Raw genomic sequence first — 18,130 nt, forward strand, 5'->3', positions numbered from 1 at the left:
TCAGTGGACCTTGTTGACCAGCGAGGTCAGCGTCTGACCGTTGACCTCGTCGAACGCCGTCACCCCGACGGCGCGCAGGGTGGTGACGGCGCGCACCCACTCGACCGGCGCCGACAGCTGGCGGGCGAGCAGGTCCGGGCCGTCGAACAGCTCGCCGGTGACGCTGGAGACCACCGGCGTGTGCGCCTGGCCGAAGGCGAAGCCGCTCAGCGCGGCGCGGAACTCCGCCTCGGCGGGCGCCATCAGCGGGGTGTGGAACGGGCCGCTGACGTTGATCGGCACGACCCGCGCGCCGGGCAGCGCGGCGATCGCCTTGCCCGCGACGGCCAGCTCCGCGCGGTCGCCCGCGATGGTGGTCTGGGTGTCGGCGTTGTGGTTGGCCACGAACACCTTCGACAGGCCGGTCTCGGCGAGCGCGCGGCGCACGAACGCGGCGGGCACGCCCTGCACCGCGGACATGCCGCCGCCGGTGATCGTCGACATCAGCTCGGCGCGGCGCTTGACCAGCCGCAGGCCGTCGGCCAGGTCGAGCACCCCGGCGGCGACCAGCGCGTTGTACTCGCCGAGGCTGTGCCCGGCGAAGTACCCGTAGCTCCGCTCGGCCAGGCGTTCGACGCCCAGCAGGGCGTTGACGAAGAACACCGCGGGCTGCGCGTAGCGGGTGTCGCGGAGCCTGCGGCCGGTGTCGCGGACGCACAGCTCCTCGATCGAGTAGCCGAGGACGTCGTCGGCGAGGGCGGTCGCCTCGGGGTGGCGGGCGAACAGCTCCGCGCCCATCCCCTTGCGCTGCACGCCCTGGCCGGGGAACAGCAGGCACTGCACGGCGCTCTCCTATCTGGTGGGCCGGGGTCGTCGGACGGGTTCGAACCGCACGCGGGCGCCCAGGCGCTCGCGGGCGAAGCGGCGGGCTCCCGCACCGGGCCCGTGGTCGAGCACCCGGGTCGCGCGGGAGTCGTCGACGGCGTGGACGACCGCCGTCGGCCAGTCGATGGGCCGGGTGAACACCTGGCGCAGGTACTCGTCCACCAGGTCGTCGGCGTCGCGCAGGTCGCGCGGCGCGTCACCGGCGTAGACGGGCAGCGCGAGGCGGTCGGGCGCGGGCCACGGGCCGACCACCGCGTCGAGGTCGGCGCGAACCCGCTCGACCACCGGCGCCAGGGCGGGGGTGTGGAACGGCACGGTGTTGGGCAGGAACGACCAGCGCACGCCGCTCCCCTCGAACGCGGGGTCGCCGCGCAGGGCCGCGAGCGCGTCGGCCGGGCCGCTGAGCACGTGCGCCGTCGACGCGTTGACCAGGCCCACCACCACACCGGTGCCCTCGACGAGGCGGACCAGCTCCTCGCGCGTCAGGCCCGTGACCGCGGCCATCGGCCCGGTCGACACGTCGTCGGCGCGCGGCCCGACCTGGTGGGCGCTGATCTGGTCGGCGCTGATCTGGTGGGCGCGGACGAGGCTGATCGCGACCAGCCGCACCGAGGCCGCGGCCAGCCGGAGGAACTCGTCGGGCCGGACGGCACGCAGGCCCGCCACGATCGCCGCCTGGAGGCCGAGGCTGTGGCCCAGGGCGCCGACCGCGCCGTCGTCGCCGCGTCCGACCGGTTGGAGCCCGCACAACTGGTGCACGTGGAGGCAGACACCCGCCGCCGTGGAATCCAGCGGGGGCGGGTCGAGGCCGTCGAGCCATTTCTCCAGGGGCAGCCCGTCGGCGGGCGCGTCCGGGCCGAGGTATTCGATCGCCGTATCGACCGCACGGCACACCGCATGGCGGAAGGAGGCGTTCTCGGGACGCCGGAGAAGTGCGCGCAACGCCGGCACGAGCGCGTCGTCGGCACCACCCAGTCCGTCGAACAGCAGGAGTGAGCGCATTGATTCGGACCTGTTTCCGAGCAGCCTGGACCCCACCCGCAGACGGCCGCGCCGAACGCCGATGACCTGGCACGACCGGTTAACGGTGGATCACGAGGAAATGACGTCCGCCTACGCACCGACAGGTCGCGCCTATGAGACCGGGAGTGCTATTCGGATTTCCTATGTCGACTTTTGGTCGGTCGCGGGACGGTTCCACTTCGGCCATCCCGGAGGTTTTCCAACGGTGCGCAACGCTAACTGCACGCCGTTGCCCGCAGCAATTCTCCGAACAGCCGTATTCAGTGGGTGGAACAGGCGCACCGCAACACATGCGAAGGTCTCTCACCTGCGGAATCGGCGACGGCCCCGGCCGGCCGAGCCCGGCGGGCGCCGATCGGCGGAGTACGGGAGCACGTAGTGCGGCGCGCAGGGGGCGCGCCACACGTCACAGTCGACCGGCCGCCGAGCGCTGGAGAACACCCCGGTCGAACAACGACCGGTAGAACGCGAGGTGGTGCCGGGCCGCCCGTGCCCACGTGTGACGGTCCGCCAGCGCCCTGCCGGCCTCGGTGAACGCCCCGCCGTCGGCCAAGGCGTCGGCCATCGCCTCCGCGAACCGCGCCGGCGTGGCGGCGAACCGCGCGGCCCCGTCGAACACCTCCCGCAGCACCGGCAGGTCGCGCACCACCAACGGCACACCGGCGGCCAGCGCCTCCATCGCCGCCAGCCCGAACCCCTCCTTCGTGGAGGGGAACGCGAACACCGCCGCCGACGCCACCAACGACGGCAGCACGTCGTGGTCCACCGGCCCGAGCACGACCGGCTCCACCGCCAGCTCCCGCGCCCGTTGTTCCCACCGCGCCCGGTAGTCGCGGTAGTCGAACAGCGTCTCCCCGCCCGCCACCACCAACCGCACGTCGGGGTGCCGAGCGCGCAGCAACGCGCAGGCCTCCAGCAGGTCGATCGACCCCTTGCGCGGCTCGATCCCGCCCACGGCGAGCACGTACCGCCCCAAGTGCTCCCACCCGCGCCGCGGCGCACGGGCGAACCGCGCCGCGTCCACGCCGTTGGGGATCACCTCGGCCGAGACACCCCACCCGTCCGCCAACTCCCCCGCCACCGCCCTGGACACGCACACGTGCGCGACCGGTGACGTGATCGCCCGCTCGTGGCAGGCCGCCAGCTCCGGCGTGGTGAAGTGGTCGAGGTGGTGCACGGTCCGCACGCACACGTCCACCGCGTTGGCGCTGATGCAGTCCTGCGCGTGCACGACGTCGAACCCGGACGGGTCGAACGCCTCCCGCAGCACGGCGATCGACCGCAGGATCCGCGCCCCGACCTCCTCGCCCTCCACCTCCGGGAACGGCACCACCCGCAACGCCACCCGCCGGTCCACCGGCCGGAAGAACCCGGTGTCCCCGCCCCGCCCCAACGTCCACACCGTGACATCCGCGCCCTCGGCGGCCAACGCCTCCGCCAGCGCCAACGTGTGCACCACCCCGCCGCGAGGCTTGGACGAGTAGGTCAGCAGCGCGACCCTCACGCGTACGCCGCCGGTTTCCGCTCGGCCAGGTGGCTCAGCACCCGGCGGGCCTTGGCGATCTCGGCCCGCGGGTCGAGCTCCGCCACCGCGATCCCCGCCTTGGACCACGTGCGCGCCAGCACCTCGCCGCCCGGACCGACGACCTTGGCCTGCCCCAGGAACTTCATCCCGCCCAGCGCCCCGGTCTGGTTGGACGACGCCAGCACCACCTGGTTCTCCGCCGCCCGCGCGCAGTCGTAGAGGTCGAACAGCCGGGACTGCCGGTCCTGCGCCATCCGCGGCGCGCGGTTGGTGATGCTGGTGGGCCACGCCGACAGGCACGCCAGGATCTCCGCCCCGTCCAGCGCCAACGACCGGGCCGCCTCCGGGAAGGTCTTGTCGTAGTCGATGAGCATCCCGAGCCGGCCCACGGGCGTGTCGAACGCGGTGAACTCCGCGCCCGCCCGGTAGGCGATGGACTCGCCCGCGGGCTGGTGCACCTTCCGGTGCCGGCCCAGCACGCCGTCGCCGTTGACGCACACCGCGCTGTTGTACCGGTCGTCGCCGTCCGCCTCGCAGTACCCCACGCACACCACCATCTCCGCCGCCATCCGCGCGACCTGGGCGATGAGCGGACCGTCCGGGTCCAACGCGGGCGGCAGCGCGTCGGGGTCCGGGTGCCGCAGGTCGGCGAGGTAGCCGCCGAGCGCGGCGTCGGGCAGCACCAGCAGGCCGACGCCGGACCGGCGGGCGTGGTCGACGAGGGTGCCGATGCGGCGCAGGTCGAAGTCGAGGTCGCGGCCGAACGCCGCCGCCGCGGCCCCGATGCGGAGGGTGCTCACCGGTGCATCATGCCCGCGCGAGGTCGTCGGCCGGCGGCTGGTAGGCCTCCGGCCGGCGGTCCCGCAGGTGCCCCATCGACCGGCGGGCCGTCTCCAGCGCCGCCGCCACGTCGATCTCCGCGACCGCCAGACCCGCCGCGATCCCGGTGGTGGCGAGCACGTCACCACCGGGGTCGACCACCTTGGCACTGGCCACGAACCGCAGCGAGCCGAACCGGCCGGACTGGTTGGACGACACCCACACGACCTGGTTCTCCAACGCCCGCGCCCGGTCGAACAGGTCGAACCGGCGGGTCCACCGGTCCTGCGCCAGGTCGGCGGCGGGGTTGGTGCGACTGGCCGGCCACGCCGACACGCACACCACGATCTCCGCGCCGTCCAGCGCCAGGGCGCGGGCCGACTCGGGGAAGGCCTTGTCGTAGCAGATCATCATGCCGAGCCGGCCGACCGGCGTGTCGAACGCGGCGAAGCCGTCGCCCGCGCCGTAGCTGGCGTTCTCGTGCAACGGCTGGTGCACCTTGCGGTGGTTGCCCAGCACGCCGTCACCGGTCACGCAGACGACGCTGTTGTAGCGCACGCCGTCGGCCAGCTCGCAGTACCCGGCGGTGACGACCAGGTCGCCGGCGAGCGCCGCCAGCCTGGCGATCTCGGGGCCGTCCAACGCCAACGCGGGCGGACCGTCCGCGCTGCCGTCCAATGTGGACAGGTAGCCGCCCAGGCACGCCTCGGGCAGCGCGAGCAGACCGACCCCGGCCGCCTTCGCGCCCTCGACCAGCTCGGCCACCCGGTCGAAGTCCGCTTCCAGGTCGCGGTCGAACGGCGCCGCCGCGGCGGCGATGCGCAGGGCGCTCATGCGATCCCCATTCCCGTCACGGCGTCCGTGACAGCGTCGGTGACGTCCCCGTCCGGCCAGCGCAGCACGACGCCGCGCCCGGCGACCAGTTCGCCGCACACCGCGCTGTGCGCCGGGCCGGCGGGCGGTGGCGGGGCACCGGGTTCGTCGGCGGTGAGCATGGCGAAGCCGGGGAAGCAGGTGAGCCAGTCGCCCGCGCTCGCCGCACCCGGCCGCGGCACCGCCGCCACGTCGAGCACGGCGGCGCAACCACTGGCCTCGGCGAGCATCCCGAGCGTGCCGACGACACCGGCCATCGACACGTCCTTGGCGGCCCTGGGTCGCGCGGCGGCCACCGAGCCGAGCATCGCGCGCAGTTCGGGCGTGCGGCGGGTGGACGTGGAATCCCATTGGCGGCCCTGGTAACCCGGCCGCCACCCACCGCCCAGGTCGGCGGTGAGCCGGACCTCGTGCCCCGGCTTCCCGCCACCGGCGGGCACCGGGTGCGCGGTCCGCCCCAGGGCCGTGACCGACAGCGCGGCGGGCACGCCGAACTGCGTGTGCCCACCGAGAACCGGCACCCCGTAGGCGGCGCACGCCATCCGGAGTCCACTGAGGACCCTGGACGCGAAGGACACGTCCCGCGCGCCGATCGCGTCCAACAGCCCGACCGGTTCCGCGCCCATCGCGGCCAGGTCGTTCAGGTTCACCAGGACCGAGCACCACCCGGCCCACTCGGGTGAGCGCTCCACCATCGACGGCACGATGGCGTCGCACGCCGCCACGAGATCGCTGCCGGGCACGGGAGCGCCGTCGTCGCCGACGAACCCGGCGCCACCGGGGTCCAGACCGCGCAGCAGGCGTCCGAGGTCGCGCTTGGTGGCGGCGACCAGCGCGGCGACGCGACCGATCGGCCACCGCATCAACACGTGCGGACGCCCGGCCACGACGACGTCCCGGACCCGCGTCCACCCCAGCCGGGTGAACAGCACCTCGTTGCGCGCCTGCACGGTCGCGTCGAACCGCAACGCCCCGGCGGCCTCCGCGCGGGCGCACGCCGCCCGCACCAGGGCCGGCCCGATCCCGCCCGTGCCGCGACTGGCCGGGTCGACCACCAGCCGCCCGCCCTGCCACCAGCCGATGTCCGGCCCGTCGACGCGGGCGGGGTGCAGCCGCACCCCGCCCAGCAGCCGGCCGTCCTCGTCCCGCGCCACCAGCACGACCGTGCGCGGATCGTCGTCGTGCGCGTCCAGGTCGGTCCCGGGGAACAACCCCTGCTCCTCGACGAACACGAGCCTGCGCAGGTCCCGGTACGCCGAGACATCGTCCGCCCGCTCGATCCGGAACCCCGACCGCACCGGCCGCTCGCCCAGCAGCGCCACGACCTCCGAGGCCGCCCGGGTCGGCCCGTCGAAGGCGATCATCCGCCCGCCGCCTGCAACACGCCGCACGCGCCACAAGCCGCGCACCCGGCCTCCTGCGCGGCACCGGTCATCCCCGCCGCGCGCAGCAGTTCGGCGATCCGCGACGTCACCGAGGCCACGAGTTCCACCGAAGGCCCCGCCACGCCGTCCCGCCGCGCCAACGTGCCCGCCATCGGCCGGAACGGCACCGCGAACGGGTACACGCCGCGCTCGATCAGCGCCGCCGCGCCCGCCACGACCGAGTCGGCGTCCTCGCCCAGACCGATCAGCAGGTAGGTGGACACCTTGTTCCACCCGAACACCCGCACCGCCTCGTCCCACGCCGCCCAGTACTCGGCCAGCGGCACGGTCGACTTGCCGGGCATCCACCGCCGGCGCACCTCGTCGTCCAGCGACTCGACGTGGATGCCGATCGCCGTCGCGCCGGCCTCCCTCAACTCGGTGAGCACGCCCAGGTCGGCCGGCGGCTCGATCTGCACCTGGACCGGCAGCCCCGGCACGGCCTCCAGCACCGCCCGCACAGCGCGCACCAGGTTGCGGGCGCCACGGTCGGGACCGGCGGTCGTCCCGGTCGTCATCACCATCTGCCGGACGCCGTCGAGCCGGACCGCCGCCGCCGCGACCTCGGCCAACTGGGCGGGCGTCTTGGCCGCGACCGTCGCACCGGACCGCAACGACTCCTCGATCGTGCAGAACCGGCACCGCTGGTCCTCGCCGTACCGGACGCACGTCTGCACGACGGTCGTCGCCAGCACGTCCTTGCCGTGCAACCGGGCGATCTGCTCGTACGGCACACCGTCGGCGGTCACCAGGTCGTAGAACTTCGGCCGGCGCACGACCGTCAGCGACAACCCGGTGTCCACCGCGCCGAGCCAGACCTTCCCGTCCCGCACCTCGTAGGGGCTGTCGGGGTTGCGCGGTAGTGCCGCGTTGGCACCATCGACCAGGACGTGCCCGTCGTCGCTGGGCCCCGCGCCCTGCGGCCGTCGCACGGGCGCGTCCACCCGCACGCCTTGCACGGCGATGCCGACCCTCGCCGCGATCACGTCGTTCTCGGTGCCAACGCGCACGACGAACCCCCTAGAACATGTAGGTGGAGTTGATGATCGCGCCCTTGCGCGCGTAGTGGATCAACGCGTCCTGCACGTCCAGCGGGTGCGTGGGGATGACGCCCTCGATGAGGTCTTCCTCCCGTGCGCCGTGCAGCGAGAGGCCGAACCGGCAGCAGAACACCTTGCCGCCCTCGGCGATGAACGTCTTGAGCTGGTCGTTGATGTTCATCTCACCGGGGAACGCGGCGTTGCCGGTGGTCGGGAACCCGCGGGTGGCCAGGCAGTTCAGCGAACCGGGACCGTAGAAGTAGATCGCCGACTCGAAGCCCTTGCGCAGCGCGCGGGTCGCCTGGAGGATCGCCACGAAGCTCACCGACGACTCGTGCGCGATGCCGTGGACGAGGGTGAAGTAGGTCTCCCCCGGCTCGGCCTGGTAGTCGGGGAACACCTTGGTCCCGCCGTAGAGGGACGAGCCCTCGGGCAGCGACGGGTGGGGGATCTCGTCGAGGCTCTGCTTCTCCAGCTCGGTCAGGTCGGCCATCTCGACTCCTTGTCAGCCGTAGAGTTGTTCGAACGTGTCGCGGAAGACGAGGGTGGCGAGCTCGCCGTCCCCCACCGCCGCGCGCAGGCGGGCGCACTCGCCGGGGTGATCGCCCCACGGCTCGTCGCTGGCGAACAGGACGCGGTCGTGCCCGGCGCCGCGCTTGTCGATCTCGTCGGCGAGCCAGCGCGGCGCGAAGCCGATCGCCCACGACAGGTCGGTGTAGACGCGCTTGCCCCGGTCGATCCAGTCGAAGAAGCGCGAGCCGGCCAGCTTGATGTGCCCACTGGCGCCGCCGCCGAAGTGGACGAGGTGCACCGCGACCCGGTCGGCGTACCAGTCGACGAGGTGACCGACCTCGTCGACGTCGGACGCGGCCCCGGGCGAGGTGTGCACGTGCACCACCAGGTCGTGCTCGGCCGCCACCGCGAAGATCCGGTCGAGGCCGGGACGGCACGCCGGGTCGGTGGGCGCTCCGCCGAGCAGGAAGCTCAGCTTCAGCGCCCGCACCCCCGGCTCACCCGCCAGCCGCAGCGCTTCTTCGGTGCGGTCGGCGTCCCGGCTCAGCGGCGAGACCCACAGCCCGGCCCGGATCCGGTCGTCGACCCCGGCCGCCTCCACGCACAACTCGTTGAAGGAGAACGCGATCGCCGGATCGGGCACGCCGTAGTTCGGGATCACCAGCGCGCGTTCGGTGCCCTCGGCGTCGAGGTCGGCGATCAGCTCGCCGATGGTGGCGCGGGCGTTGCGGTCGGGGCGCACGGCCGGCCCCCCGTAGAACGGGTGGGCGGGCAGCACGCCGAGGTGGCGGTGCGCGTCGAAGACCATCGTCACCTCCGGTTCAGGCCACGGTGCGCGGCGCGGTCCAGTCGTCGTCACGGGGCCAGGTGTCGGTGCGGGTGCCCGCGATCCACCGGACCTCGGCCAGCGAGGGAGCCGCCCGCGGCCGGGTGATCAAGTGCGCCAGGTGCTCGGCGTCGTCGGCGACACCGCAGAACCGACCCGAGCCCCACGTGTGCTGCCAGGGCAGGCCCAGGAAGTACAGCCCCGGACAGCTGGTCGCGCCCCGCACGTGCGTCGGGTAGCCCCGGCCGTCGAACACCGGCACTTCGACCCACCGGTGATCGGTGCCGAACCCGGTGGCCCACACGACGGCGGAAAGCGTTGCCGCCTCTACTTCTCCGGCCTCGTCGGGCGGTACCCACACCGGTGTGTAACGAGTCTCTTGTGGAGCGTCGATGCCATGACGGGCGATGTGCGCGTCGATGGAGTCCTTGATGCCCTCGGACACCGCGTCGGCGTGGTCGAGGTTGGCCTTCAGGTCGTCGGCGAACCGCAACACACCGCCCGAGACCCCGATGAGCCTGCCGTGCAACCGCATCCCGTCCCGCGCGAACGCCCGCAGGTCGATGTCACGCCCGCCGTCGCGCCCGGTGACGTAGTGGTTGACCCGGAACCGCACCGCGTCCGCATCGTCGAACTGCTCGATCCCCCGGCGGTAGTACCCCATCTCGTCCAACCACGCGACCACGTCCCGCCCCCGGTAGGAGCGCGCGACCCGCGGCGCCGTGCCGACCGCGAGGTGCACCCGCCGACCGGCCAGGTGCAGGTCCTCCGCGATCTGTGCCCCGGACTGCCCGCTCCCCACAACCAGCACCAAGCCGTCGGGCAGCTGTTCGGGGTTGCGGTAGGCCGAGGAGTGCACTTGCACGACGGCCTCCGGCAGCCGCTCGGCCAACCGGGGAACGCGCGGCACCTGGTACGGCCCGGTGGCCAGGACGACTTGATCGGCCGTCAGCACACCGCTGGTAGTGGTGAGGTGGAATCCTTTGTCAGTACGCCGAAGCCGGGTAACGGCGACGCCTTCGTGCAGCGGTGGTCCGAACGAGCGAACGTAGTCACGAAGGTAGGCCACGACCTCGTCCCGCCCCATGAACCCGTCCGGATCGTCACCGGAGTACGGGAACCCCGGCAACCGGCACTGCCAGTTCGGCGTGACAAGACAAAACGAGTCCCATCGCCGAGCCTCCCACTCACCCCCGGCGACGTTCTTCTCCAGCACCACGTGCTCAACGCCACGCTCACCCAACCGGTGACTCATGGACAACCCGGCCTGCCCACCACCCACGACCACCACGGGGAGGTGCGCGCCGTCCAGCTCGTCGTGCTCGATCACCGTTCGATCCCTTCGGACAGCGCGAATTCCGCGTCGGACAAGGGTTCTCGAAGAGCTCGCATCGCTTTGCGGGGATGCGGTGTGGCGGTTGAAGTACAGCGACGACCGATGTCGAACGGGTTTCATCCGGAACGCCGTAACGTTACCTTGCGCGCACAGACCGTAGTCGTGAATCCAATTGCTCTGTTGGAGTGGTCACGAGCGCGCCACACTCACGGACAGCGTCCAACCCCGGTGGTGCGGGCGTGGCCTCGCGCAGCACCGGATTCGAACCCCCGACGAGGGTTCCTCACGTACCGCCCGGCCCGGTGTCGACCAGCGCCCGCATCGTCGGCGCGATGCGGGCGGCCCGGACGCGGGCGAGAGGCGACGTGCTCGTGGGAAGGATCAGGCGGTCGGGTCCGGCTCGTCAGGACGCGACGCAGCTGACGATCGGGGTGTGCGGGTGCGGGCTGCCGGACACGGTGAAGCCGATGGTCGCGGTGCCCTGCGGCGCGAGCACGCCGTTCCAGTCGGCGTTGCGCACGCCCGCCGTCCGGCCGAGGTCGTAGGCGACGCCGCCCCAGAGGTCCGTGACCACCTGCTCGGGCGCGAGCGTCCACTGCACGTTCCAGGAGGTGATCGGCGAGCCGGCCGTGACGACGACCTCGCCGAGCAACCCGCCCGGCCACGTGCTGACCAGCCGGTAGACCGCAGTGCACCGACCGGTCGGCGCCGGCGTGGTGCTGGTGGGCGGGTAGTCCGTCGGGTGGGTGATCGAGGAGGTGTTCGTCGGGGCGGTCTGCGCCGTGGCGCCGGATTGACCGGCGACGACGAGCGAACCGGCAAGAGCCGCTAACAGCGTCAGCACGAGCCCGGGCGCTGTCGACCCGCGTCTCGGACGAGCGGAGGTCTTCATGTCGGGGAGGTCCTTCCTCCGGAGGCGGATGCCGGCGGCACATCCGAGGCAACTGCGGACCCGCTCAGGATCGGGGGGTGATCCCGCCGCCGTCAACGGACCGGCACGCCGAGGTCCGACACCCTCGACCGCCCGCGCAGTCCCGACATCAAGCAGCTAGCGGGCCGTGAGGAACTGGTCGGTCGACAGGGCGCGGTCGACGATGCGGATGTCGCCCAGCAGGCCGTGGTAGGACTTCTCGACGACGCGGTCGTAGGCGTACGCGCCGATGAGCCAAGGGTCGCCCGCCGTCGACATGCCGATGGCCGGGGTCGAGGGGTTGCGCAACAATTCGGAGCCCTCGACGAAGAGCTTCGTGCGCTTGCCGTCGTTGACGACGGCGACGTGCCACCACGTCTCCTCCTCCATCTCGTGGCCCCAGTTGGTCGACAGGCCGTCCTGGTTGCGCGGGAACACCGCCCACTGGAGCGCTCCGCCGCCCGCCAGGTTCAGCGTGCACAACGGTTCCTTGGGGTCGTCGCCCGTCTTGCCGGCCGCCGCACCCGGTGCCAGCTTCGTCAGCAGGCCGCACCACGGGTGGTCGAAACCCTTGGGGAGCTTGATGAAAGTCTCGATCGTGTAGCCGCGCTCGAACGTCATCCGGTTCAGCGGAGCGTTGTCCACAGTGGACAGGTGGCCGTTCTTGCCGAAGACCCGGCTGCCGTGGCTCGGTGAGTCGGCGTGGTGGTCGTCCGCGACCGCCAGGGTGCCGACCTGGCGCAGGTCGTTGCCGTTGCCGGACAGGTCCTTGAGGGAGTCGGACCGCCAGTAGGCGACCGTCCCCGCGATGACGACCTCCCGGGCGGAGCGCTCCGGACGCACCGGCACCGGGGCGAACCCGGCGAACCGCCGCGCGAAGTCGATCGGCACGCTGAACCGGTCGACGTCACCGGTGCGCTCGATCTCCACGCGCTCCAACGCGTTCGTGGACTTCTTGCCGAGCAGCCACGGCGAGAACGTGCGCACGTCGACGACGTCACGCGCCAGGTCGAAGCTGTAGAGCCGGATCATCCCGCTGCCGCCGTAGTAGCGGTCCTGGTAGTTCGTGATGTGCACGTGCACGTCGTTGCCCGCGCTGTTGCGCATGACGGCGCGGCCGGGCGGCCAGAAGTGACCGTTGATCGTGAGGAAGACCTGGTCGTTGTCCTTGATCAGCTCGTCCCACAGGCGGCGGCCGTAGTCCGAGAACTCGGCCTTGCCTGCGTCGTCCGCGTGGACCAGTTCGTGCGTGGTGAGGATGACCGGCAGCGTCGGGTGCTTCGCGAGCACGTCGCGCGCCCAGGCGAAGCCCTTCGCCGACATCCGCCAGTCCAACGCGAGCACCAGCCACTCCCGGCCGGCGGCCTTGAACACGTGGAAGCTGTTGTAGCCGTCCGCGCTCGCCCCCCGGAACGTCGGCGACTCGCGGAAGCGGTGCGGGCCGAACTCGTCGAGGTACGGCGTGCGGCCCCGCTGGTCGTCGGTGCGCGCGTCGAGGTCGTGGTTGCCCGCGAGCACGCTGTACCCGACCCGCCGCCGGTCCAACACCCGGAACGAGCGGCCGATGTCCTCGATCTCGCTCTTCAGGCCGTTCTCGGTGAGGTCGCCGAGGTGCGAGACGAACACGATGTTCTCGGAGCCCGCGTGGTCGAGCAGGTAGCGCAGCGACGCGTCGAGCGGCGCGGAGTCACCCCGATCCCGGTCGAACAGGTACTGCGTGTCCGGGATCACCGCGATGGTGAACCGGCCGAGGTCGGGGTCCGGCCGGCCGCCACGCTCGACACCGGGCGCGGCGAGGGCAGGCACGGACACCAGGCCGGCCGCAGCCGCACCCCCGGTACCCAGCAGGAACGTGCGGCGGGTCGTCATGGCGCGGGACGTTAGGCACGCTCACCCAACAAGCGGCGAACCCGACGTTAAGCGCGACCACCGGGCATACGTCCATTTGGTCCACTCCACTCACCCGTCGCGCCGGCCCGACCTGTCCCGCGTGACGCCCGTCGGTGCCTCAGGTCAGGAGCTGGCCGCCGGTCACGCCGAGGACCTCGCCGGTGATGTAGCTGGACTCCTGGGACGCGAAGAAGACGTACACCGGGCCCAGTTCGGCGGGTTGCGCGGCACGGCCCAGCGGGGTCTGGCCGCCGAAGCCGTCCACCTTCTCGGCGGGCATGGTGGCCGGGATCAGCGGGGTCCACACGGGGCCGGGCGCGACCGAGTTGACGCGGATGCCCTTGCCGACCAGGTCCGCCGACAGCGCCTTGGTGAAGTTCACGATCGCGGCCTTGGTGGCGGCGTAGTCCATCAGTTCGGGTGAGGGCTGGAAAGCCTGGATGGAGGAGGTGTTGATGATCGACGCGCCCGGCCGCATGTGCGGGACGGCGGCTTTGCACAGCCAGAACATCGCGTAGACGTTGGTCTTGAACACCCGGTCGAACTGCTCGCTGGAGATGCCGAGCAGGCCATCGTCCTGGGACATCTGGTAGGCGGCGTTGTTGACCAGGACGTCGATCCGCCCCAGCTCGCCCACGGCCCGGCCGACCAGGTCGCGGCAGGCGTCCTCGGTGCGCAGGTCGCCGGGGACCAGCACCGCCCGCCGATCGGCCCGGCGCACCAGCTCGGCGGTCTCCTCGGCGTCCTCCTGCTCCTCCGGCAGGTAGGACAGCACGACGTCGGCCCCCTCACGGGCGAACGCCGCCGCCACCGCGCGCCCGATGCCGGAGTCGCCGCCGGTGACGACGGCCTTCGCGTCCACGAGCCTGCCGCTGCCCCGGTAGGTCCGCTCGCCGTGGTCGGGCGTCGGAGCCATGTCCTCGTCCGTGCCGGGGTGCCGCTGCTCGCGGCCACGCTGCTGCTCGGGCCGCGGGTACTGGTGCCGCGGGTCCTGCCGGGTGTACTGGTCGTTCGCCATGTGCCGCCCCCGTTCTCGTCGCCGGTCCGAGTTTTCCCGCTCGTGGCGCGCTCAACCCTCCTGAAGGGGACAAGATCAGCCCAAGGTGTGACCCCACCTGACTTGACGACCGGCGGTCCGGCCAGGAACGCGGTGTACCCGATCACGGCGACCACGCCGACCCGAGCGGCCGTGTGGGTGTCCCCGTCCGCGACGGCGCAACACCGGCGACCACGGCCTTCCAGGTGGTTGCGGGTGGCCCGCCGCGAATCGCTCACGCCGGGAGTCGGAGAGGGATTGCCCGGGACGACTCGTGGCAGGAAGCCGGCGCCTCTCCGCTGGTGGGGCGGTTGGCGGTGAGGGGCGCTGTGGAGGCGCCGGCTTCCTCGGCGGGTCAGCTCGTCACGCGGAAGGTGGCGTCACCGCGTGCGGTCGCGGTGGTGATCGGGTCGAGGCGGAGTTGGTAGGCGTAGTGGCGGATGTAGCGGTCGGGGTGGTTGTAGGACTGGAACGAGGACCAGGCTGTGTCGGCGAGTCCGGCGACCTGCCGGAAGGTGGCGTCCGCGGCGAACTGGGCGGTGCCGTCGTCGCGGACCAACTGGAAGTCGTATCCGGAGTGCCGCAGGAAGTACCCGCGGTAGTTCACCGACTCGAAGGAGACGGTTCCCGAACCCGCCAGGCCGGGGCGCAGCCGGAACTGGGCGTCCGGGCCGGTGATGTTCTGGTCGATGCGCACGTCGAAGCCGGCGTGCCGCACGTACCGGTCCTGGAAGTTGTACGACTGGAGCCGGTTGGCCGGGATGTCGTTCCAGCGTGCGAGCACGCGGGACTCCTCGGCGGCGGTGAGGTTCAGGATCGAGCCGTGGCGCTTCTTGGTGACGCCCATGTTGTAGCTGCCCGACGCCGGGAGCCGGTAGGCGCCGGAAGCGGAGGGGTTGGTCGTGTTGACCGGCATGTACCCGCGTCCGGACGAGTACTGGTCGAGGTAGAGGGTCCATTCGTCGCGGTCGCGGAACTTCAGCCACATGGGGCCCTCGACCTGGGCGCCGGTCAGGCCGATGCCGGAGAGGTTGCCGAGGTGCGTCCAGGTCCCGAGGATCGAGTTGCTGCCTTCGAGGGTGATCTGCCCGTCGCCGGACGCCCGCACGTAGCGGTGGGAGCCGACGCCGGCCGGCAGTTCGACGATCTGGGTGTCGATGATTTCCTGGGTGCCGGGGCGCTCGATGTAGATCTGCGGGGTGGTGGTGGAGCGGAAGTCGGTGGTGTGGGCGTAGTAGATGCGGTGCTTCTTCACGCCGTTCACGGGCTTGTTCGTCGCCCAGTACAGGACGTAGTCGTTGGTGGCCGGGTTCCAGACCGCTTCCGGCGCCCAGGCGTTGCGCCCGTCGGGGATCGCGCCGGCGACGTTGAGCAGCCACGGCTCCGACCAGGTGATCAAGTCCGTCGACTCCCACACCACCAGGCTGCGGCTGCCGTTGTACACGGCGGTCTCCCAGTTCTGCCCGCAGCCGATGCACAGGTCGGTGGCGATGATCCAGTACTTGTCACCGTTCGGGGATTTCACCAGTGCGGGGTCGCGCACCCCCTTCGTGCCGACCGTGGAGCGGAGGGCTACGCCACCGCCGTTGAGCTCGGTCCAGTTCAGGCCGTCCGTGCTGTACGAGAAGTAGATCTGCTGACCGTTCGACCCCTCCCCGATGAAGTGCGTCATCAGGTAGCCCGGCTCGGCGGCGGACGCCCGCTCGGGTGCGGTCAGGGCTTGGGAGGTGATGAGCAGGCACGCGGCGACCAGTATCGCCGCCAGCCGGGCGGGAAGCGTGGACAACGTACATCTCCTGTCGTTCTGCGAAGGCCGTCACCGGGCCGGAGCTGCTTTGTTAGCGCTAACAATCAGGGCTTCACTTGGCCGACCTCCTCCGGTGTTCAAGGGGTTCTCCTCTGCGGAGCGCTACCGGCACGCGATGCGCTGACCGACAGATCGGCAGCAGCACGGAATCGAGGCCGCAAGGGCGACCCAGGGCCGCCCGGCCTTGTTTCGCGCCGGTGTCCAGTGCGTTGCGGGACATCGTGCAGCGAGCAGATCCCGGAAGTCAACGTCCGGTTTCGCACTCGATCATCGTCGGGCACGGTGTCCGTCCAGGGCCGACCCTTCAGGAGGGCGTCGAACGCGCGCCGGGTGTCGACTTAGGACGACGCACAGGCCTCCGGCGAGCCGGTTCGCACCGTCCGGCGACGGCGGCGAATGGTCCGTCGCCGAGGTTCGCAGCAGGGCGCGGCATGAGGACCGACGCCGGTCGGCAACGCTGTTAGCGCTAACAGCATTGCCGCGGGAGGCTGTCCCTGCGCCCGACCTCGTCCTGTCGCTCTGCTGTTCCTCCCAGCGCCGGGCCTCCTCGGCGCGCCCTTGCCGAAGCACATGGAGGCCAGTTGCTCCGCCGCGTCGGTATCGCCCCCCAGCGCCGCGACACTCCACAGCCGCTCCGCCGTTTCGACGTCACCTGCGGCTTTGAGGCGTGGCGCCACGGTCGCGATCGCGGTCGGCTCACCCGCTTCCGCGGCCTGCCGCAGTCGGCGCTCGCCGCCCGCACGGTCACCCGTCCACTCGAGCAGGAGGCCGCAGGCGGAACCCGCCCACGCGGGCCCACTCGCCGCCGCCGCCTCGAACCACTCGGTCACCGTTGCCCCGGACACGGCGGCCAGCCAGGTCCTCGTGGTTTCCGCACCAGACGCGCCGAAGTGCGCTGCCAGCACCGCGACCGCCTCGTCGAGCTTCCCGGACTCCAGCGCGGCCCGGGCCTTCCCCGCCGTGGAGTCACCGGTGAGCAACACGGCTCCCCCTGCCGCGCCCGTCAACGAGGAGCGCAGATCCGCGTCGACATCACGCGGCACGTAGGTGACCACCTGGCTGCTGCCGGCCGAACGGGCGCGGTGGACACCCCACTCCACGAGACCGCACGCCCACCCCACCTCGCAACGCACGAATGCGGCATACGACCCGCGGAACGGCTTCCGGCGAGGAGAGATCCCCACGTCCAGGACCTTCGAGTCGAGGCCAAAGGGCCACCGGGTTGGTGGTGGTGCGGCGCTCGACGTCCCCGGGGTTCGGCAGTCCGCACCGTTGCGGCCGGCGCCACGGACCGTCCGATGTGGTCGGCGGGCTCCGCGGCGCGGGGGCCGGGGCGGGCCGATCAGGAAGCCGCCGTGTCCGCGGGCCGGGTGTCGGACACTCGCCGGCTTCGGCCACGTGCCGGGTGGGAGTGCCGCCTGACACGACCGGAAAATACCTCGACCGGGTCAAGCAGAAGTACACCGAATGCGAATCCGTGACCCATACCGAATTGACGCCGGCGTGCCGTGCCTGCACGGAGGCACCGATCGGTCGACCCCTGTCCACCCCGCGCGCAGAAGTGCGCGTCCGGAACGCTGACTACGCCGTTTGCGCTGCACACGACGCTCGCGACGACCACGCTCGACCGCCGGACAACCCTCACTCCGCCGGTGTCGGCACAAGTTCCCGAATTCACCCACAGGCGGATTATGAGCAATGCGGAACAATCCCGAGCCTTGCCGCCCAATGATCCACTGCCTTAGAGTCCGCGCTTGCGAAAGGGGGTGAATCACTATGTTCGACTTGACTTTCGATGTCGAGGAGTTGGCCCTCGACGACCTCGCGGTCGTCGCCATGCGCGACGCCGTCGCGCTCCCGGAGACCGGGGCGTCGGGTGGGTCGTGCTCGGGCGGCAGCTCGTGCTGCTGTTGCCCGGACCCGAACCAGCCGATGTGACCACCGGGACCGCGTCGCGGTCCTGCTCCCGCAACGGCCCGGTGCGCCGGTTCGCAGGCGTCGCGGGTCGGACGACTCACCTGGAGGGCTTGTCGTGAACGAGCTGAGCTTCGAAGTCGACGACCTGGTCGTGGACGACCTGGCCGTCACCACCATGCGTGACGGCGTGGCGCTGCCGGAGACCGGCGCGTCGAACTCCTGCTCCTGCGGTTCGTGTTGCTGTTGCCAGCAGGATCCGACGTTACCGCCCGCGGTGGGCTGAACCGATCAGCACGCCGGGAGCACCCGTTCGCGGGCGCTCCCGGC

The 18,130-nt window shown here is 71.7% G+C and carries 17 protein-coding genes; 2 read left to right on the forward strand and 15 right to left on the reverse strand.

Annotated features, from left to right (window positions below; translation table 11 throughout):
* The 15 genes from WBN91_RS04220 to WBN91_RS04290 all read right to left on the reverse strand — a co-directional run bounded on the left by WBN91_RS04220 (position 1) and on the right by WBN91_RS04290 (position 16,941).
* Complete coding sequence (locus tag WBN91_RS04220; protein WP_337723186.1) at positions 1–822, reverse strand: ACP S-malonyltransferase; 822 nt, start codon at positions 820–822, stop codon at positions 1–3.
* Between the two features lie 9 nt (positions 823–831).
* Positions 832–1,866, reverse strand: a complete 1,035-nt coding sequence (locus WBN91_RS04225; protein WP_337723185.1) for a hypothetical protein — start codon at positions 1,864–1,866, stop codon at positions 832–834.
* A gap of 427 nt (positions 1,867–2,293) precedes the next feature.
* Complete coding sequence (locus WBN91_RS04230) at positions 2,294–3,391, reverse strand: MSMEG_0565 family glycosyltransferase (protein WP_337723184.1); 1,098 nt, start codon at positions 3,389–3,391, stop codon at positions 2,294–2,296.
* Positions 3,388–4,212: a carbon-nitrogen hydrolase family protein gene (locus WBN91_RS04235; RefSeq protein ID WP_337723183.1), complete on the reverse strand. Its 825-nt coding sequence runs from the start codon at positions 4,210–4,212 to the stop codon at positions 3,388–3,390. The genes WBN91_RS04230 and WBN91_RS04235 overlap by 4 nt, the downstream gene beginning before the upstream one ends.
* 7 nt (positions 4,213–4,219) lie before the next feature.
* Positions 4,220–5,065, reverse strand: coding sequence for a carbon-nitrogen hydrolase family protein (locus WBN91_RS04240; RefSeq protein ID WP_337723182.1), 846 nt, complete (start codon positions 5,063–5,065; stop codon positions 4,220–4,222).
* Positions 5,062–6,513 (reverse strand): MSMEG_0567/sll0787 family protein, encoded by a 1,452-nt coding sequence (locus WBN91_RS04245; RefSeq protein WP_337723181.1) that lies wholly within the window; start codon positions 6,511–6,513, stop codon positions 5,062–5,064. Before WBN91_RS04245 ends, WBN91_RS04240 begins: the two co-directional genes overlap by 4 nt.
* Positions 6,465–7,538, reverse strand: coding sequence for an MSMEG_0568 family radical SAM protein (locus tag WBN91_RS04250; RefSeq protein ID WP_337723180.1), 1,074 nt, complete (start codon positions 7,536–7,538; stop codon positions 6,465–6,467). The genes WBN91_RS04245 and WBN91_RS04250 overlap by 49 nt, the downstream gene beginning before the upstream one ends.
* A 10-nt stretch (positions 7,539–7,548) precedes the next feature.
* A complete protein-coding gene (locus tag WBN91_RS04255; protein ID WP_337723179.1) occupies positions 7,549–8,061 on the reverse strand; it encodes an MSMEG_0572/Sll0783 family nitrogen starvation response protein in 513 nt (170 codons plus the stop codon).
* A 12-nt stretch (positions 8,062–8,073) separates the two neighbouring features.
* Positions 8,074–8,889, reverse strand: coding sequence for an amidohydrolase family protein (locus tag WBN91_RS04260; protein WP_337723178.1), 816 nt, complete (start codon positions 8,887–8,889; stop codon positions 8,074–8,076).
* Positions 8,890–8,902: 13 nt separating this feature from the next.
* Positions 8,903–10,237: an MSMEG_0569 family flavin-dependent oxidoreductase gene (locus WBN91_RS04265; protein WP_337723177.1), complete on the reverse strand. Its 1,335-nt coding sequence runs from the start codon at positions 10,235–10,237 to the stop codon at positions 8,903–8,905.
* 409 nt (positions 10,238–10,646) lie between these two features.
* On the reverse strand, positions 10,647–11,087 hold the full coding sequence (locus WBN91_RS04270) for a cellulose binding domain-containing protein (RefSeq protein ID WP_337723176.1): 441 nt from the start codon (positions 11,085–11,087) through the stop codon (positions 10,647–10,649).
* Positions 11,088–11,291: 204 nt separating this feature from the next.
* Positions 11,292–13,022 carry a LamG-like jellyroll fold domain-containing protein gene (locus WBN91_RS04275; protein WP_337723175.1) on the reverse strand — a complete coding sequence of 577 codons (1,731 nt, stop codon included), beginning with the start codon at positions 13,020–13,022 and terminating at the stop codon, positions 11,292–11,294.
* Between the two features lie 139 nt (positions 13,023–13,161).
* Positions 13,162–14,061: an SDR family oxidoreductase gene (locus WBN91_RS04280; protein ID WP_337723174.1), complete on the reverse strand. Its 900-nt coding sequence runs from the start codon at positions 14,059–14,061 to the stop codon at positions 13,162–13,164.
* Positions 14,062–14,434: 373 nt separating this feature from the next.
* On the reverse strand, positions 14,435–15,865 hold the full coding sequence (locus tag WBN91_RS04285) for a glycoside hydrolase family 43 protein (protein WP_337723173.1): 1,431 nt from the start codon (positions 15,863–15,865) through the stop codon (positions 14,435–14,437).
* 359 nt (positions 15,866–16,224) lie between these two features.
* Complete coding sequence (locus WBN91_RS04290) at positions 16,225–16,941, reverse strand: hypothetical protein (RefSeq protein WP_337723172.1); 717 nt, start codon at positions 16,939–16,941, stop codon at positions 16,225–16,227.
* A gap of 721 nt (positions 16,942–17,662) precedes the next feature.
* On the opposite strand from WBN91_RS04290, the gene WBN91_RS04295 reads away from it, so the two are divergent.
* The gene (locus WBN91_RS04295; protein ID WP_337723171.1) at positions 17,663–17,824 is read left to right on the forward strand and encodes a thiazolylpeptide-type bacteriocin; all 162 of its coding nucleotides are present in this window, start codon (positions 17,663–17,665) and stop codon (positions 17,822–17,824) included.
* A gap of 94 nt (positions 17,825–17,918) precedes the next feature.
* Positions 17,919–18,086, forward strand: a complete 168-nt coding sequence (locus tag WBN91_RS04300) for a thiazolylpeptide-type bacteriocin (RefSeq protein WP_337723170.1) — start codon at positions 17,919–17,921, stop codon at positions 18,084–18,086.
* Positions 18,087–18,130 lie beyond the last annotated feature (44 nt).

Source organism: Saccharothrix sp. CCNWYY140, from assembly GCF_037401995.1.
GTDB lineage: Bacteria > Actinomycetota > Actinomycetes > Mycobacteriales > Pseudonocardiaceae > Actinosynnema.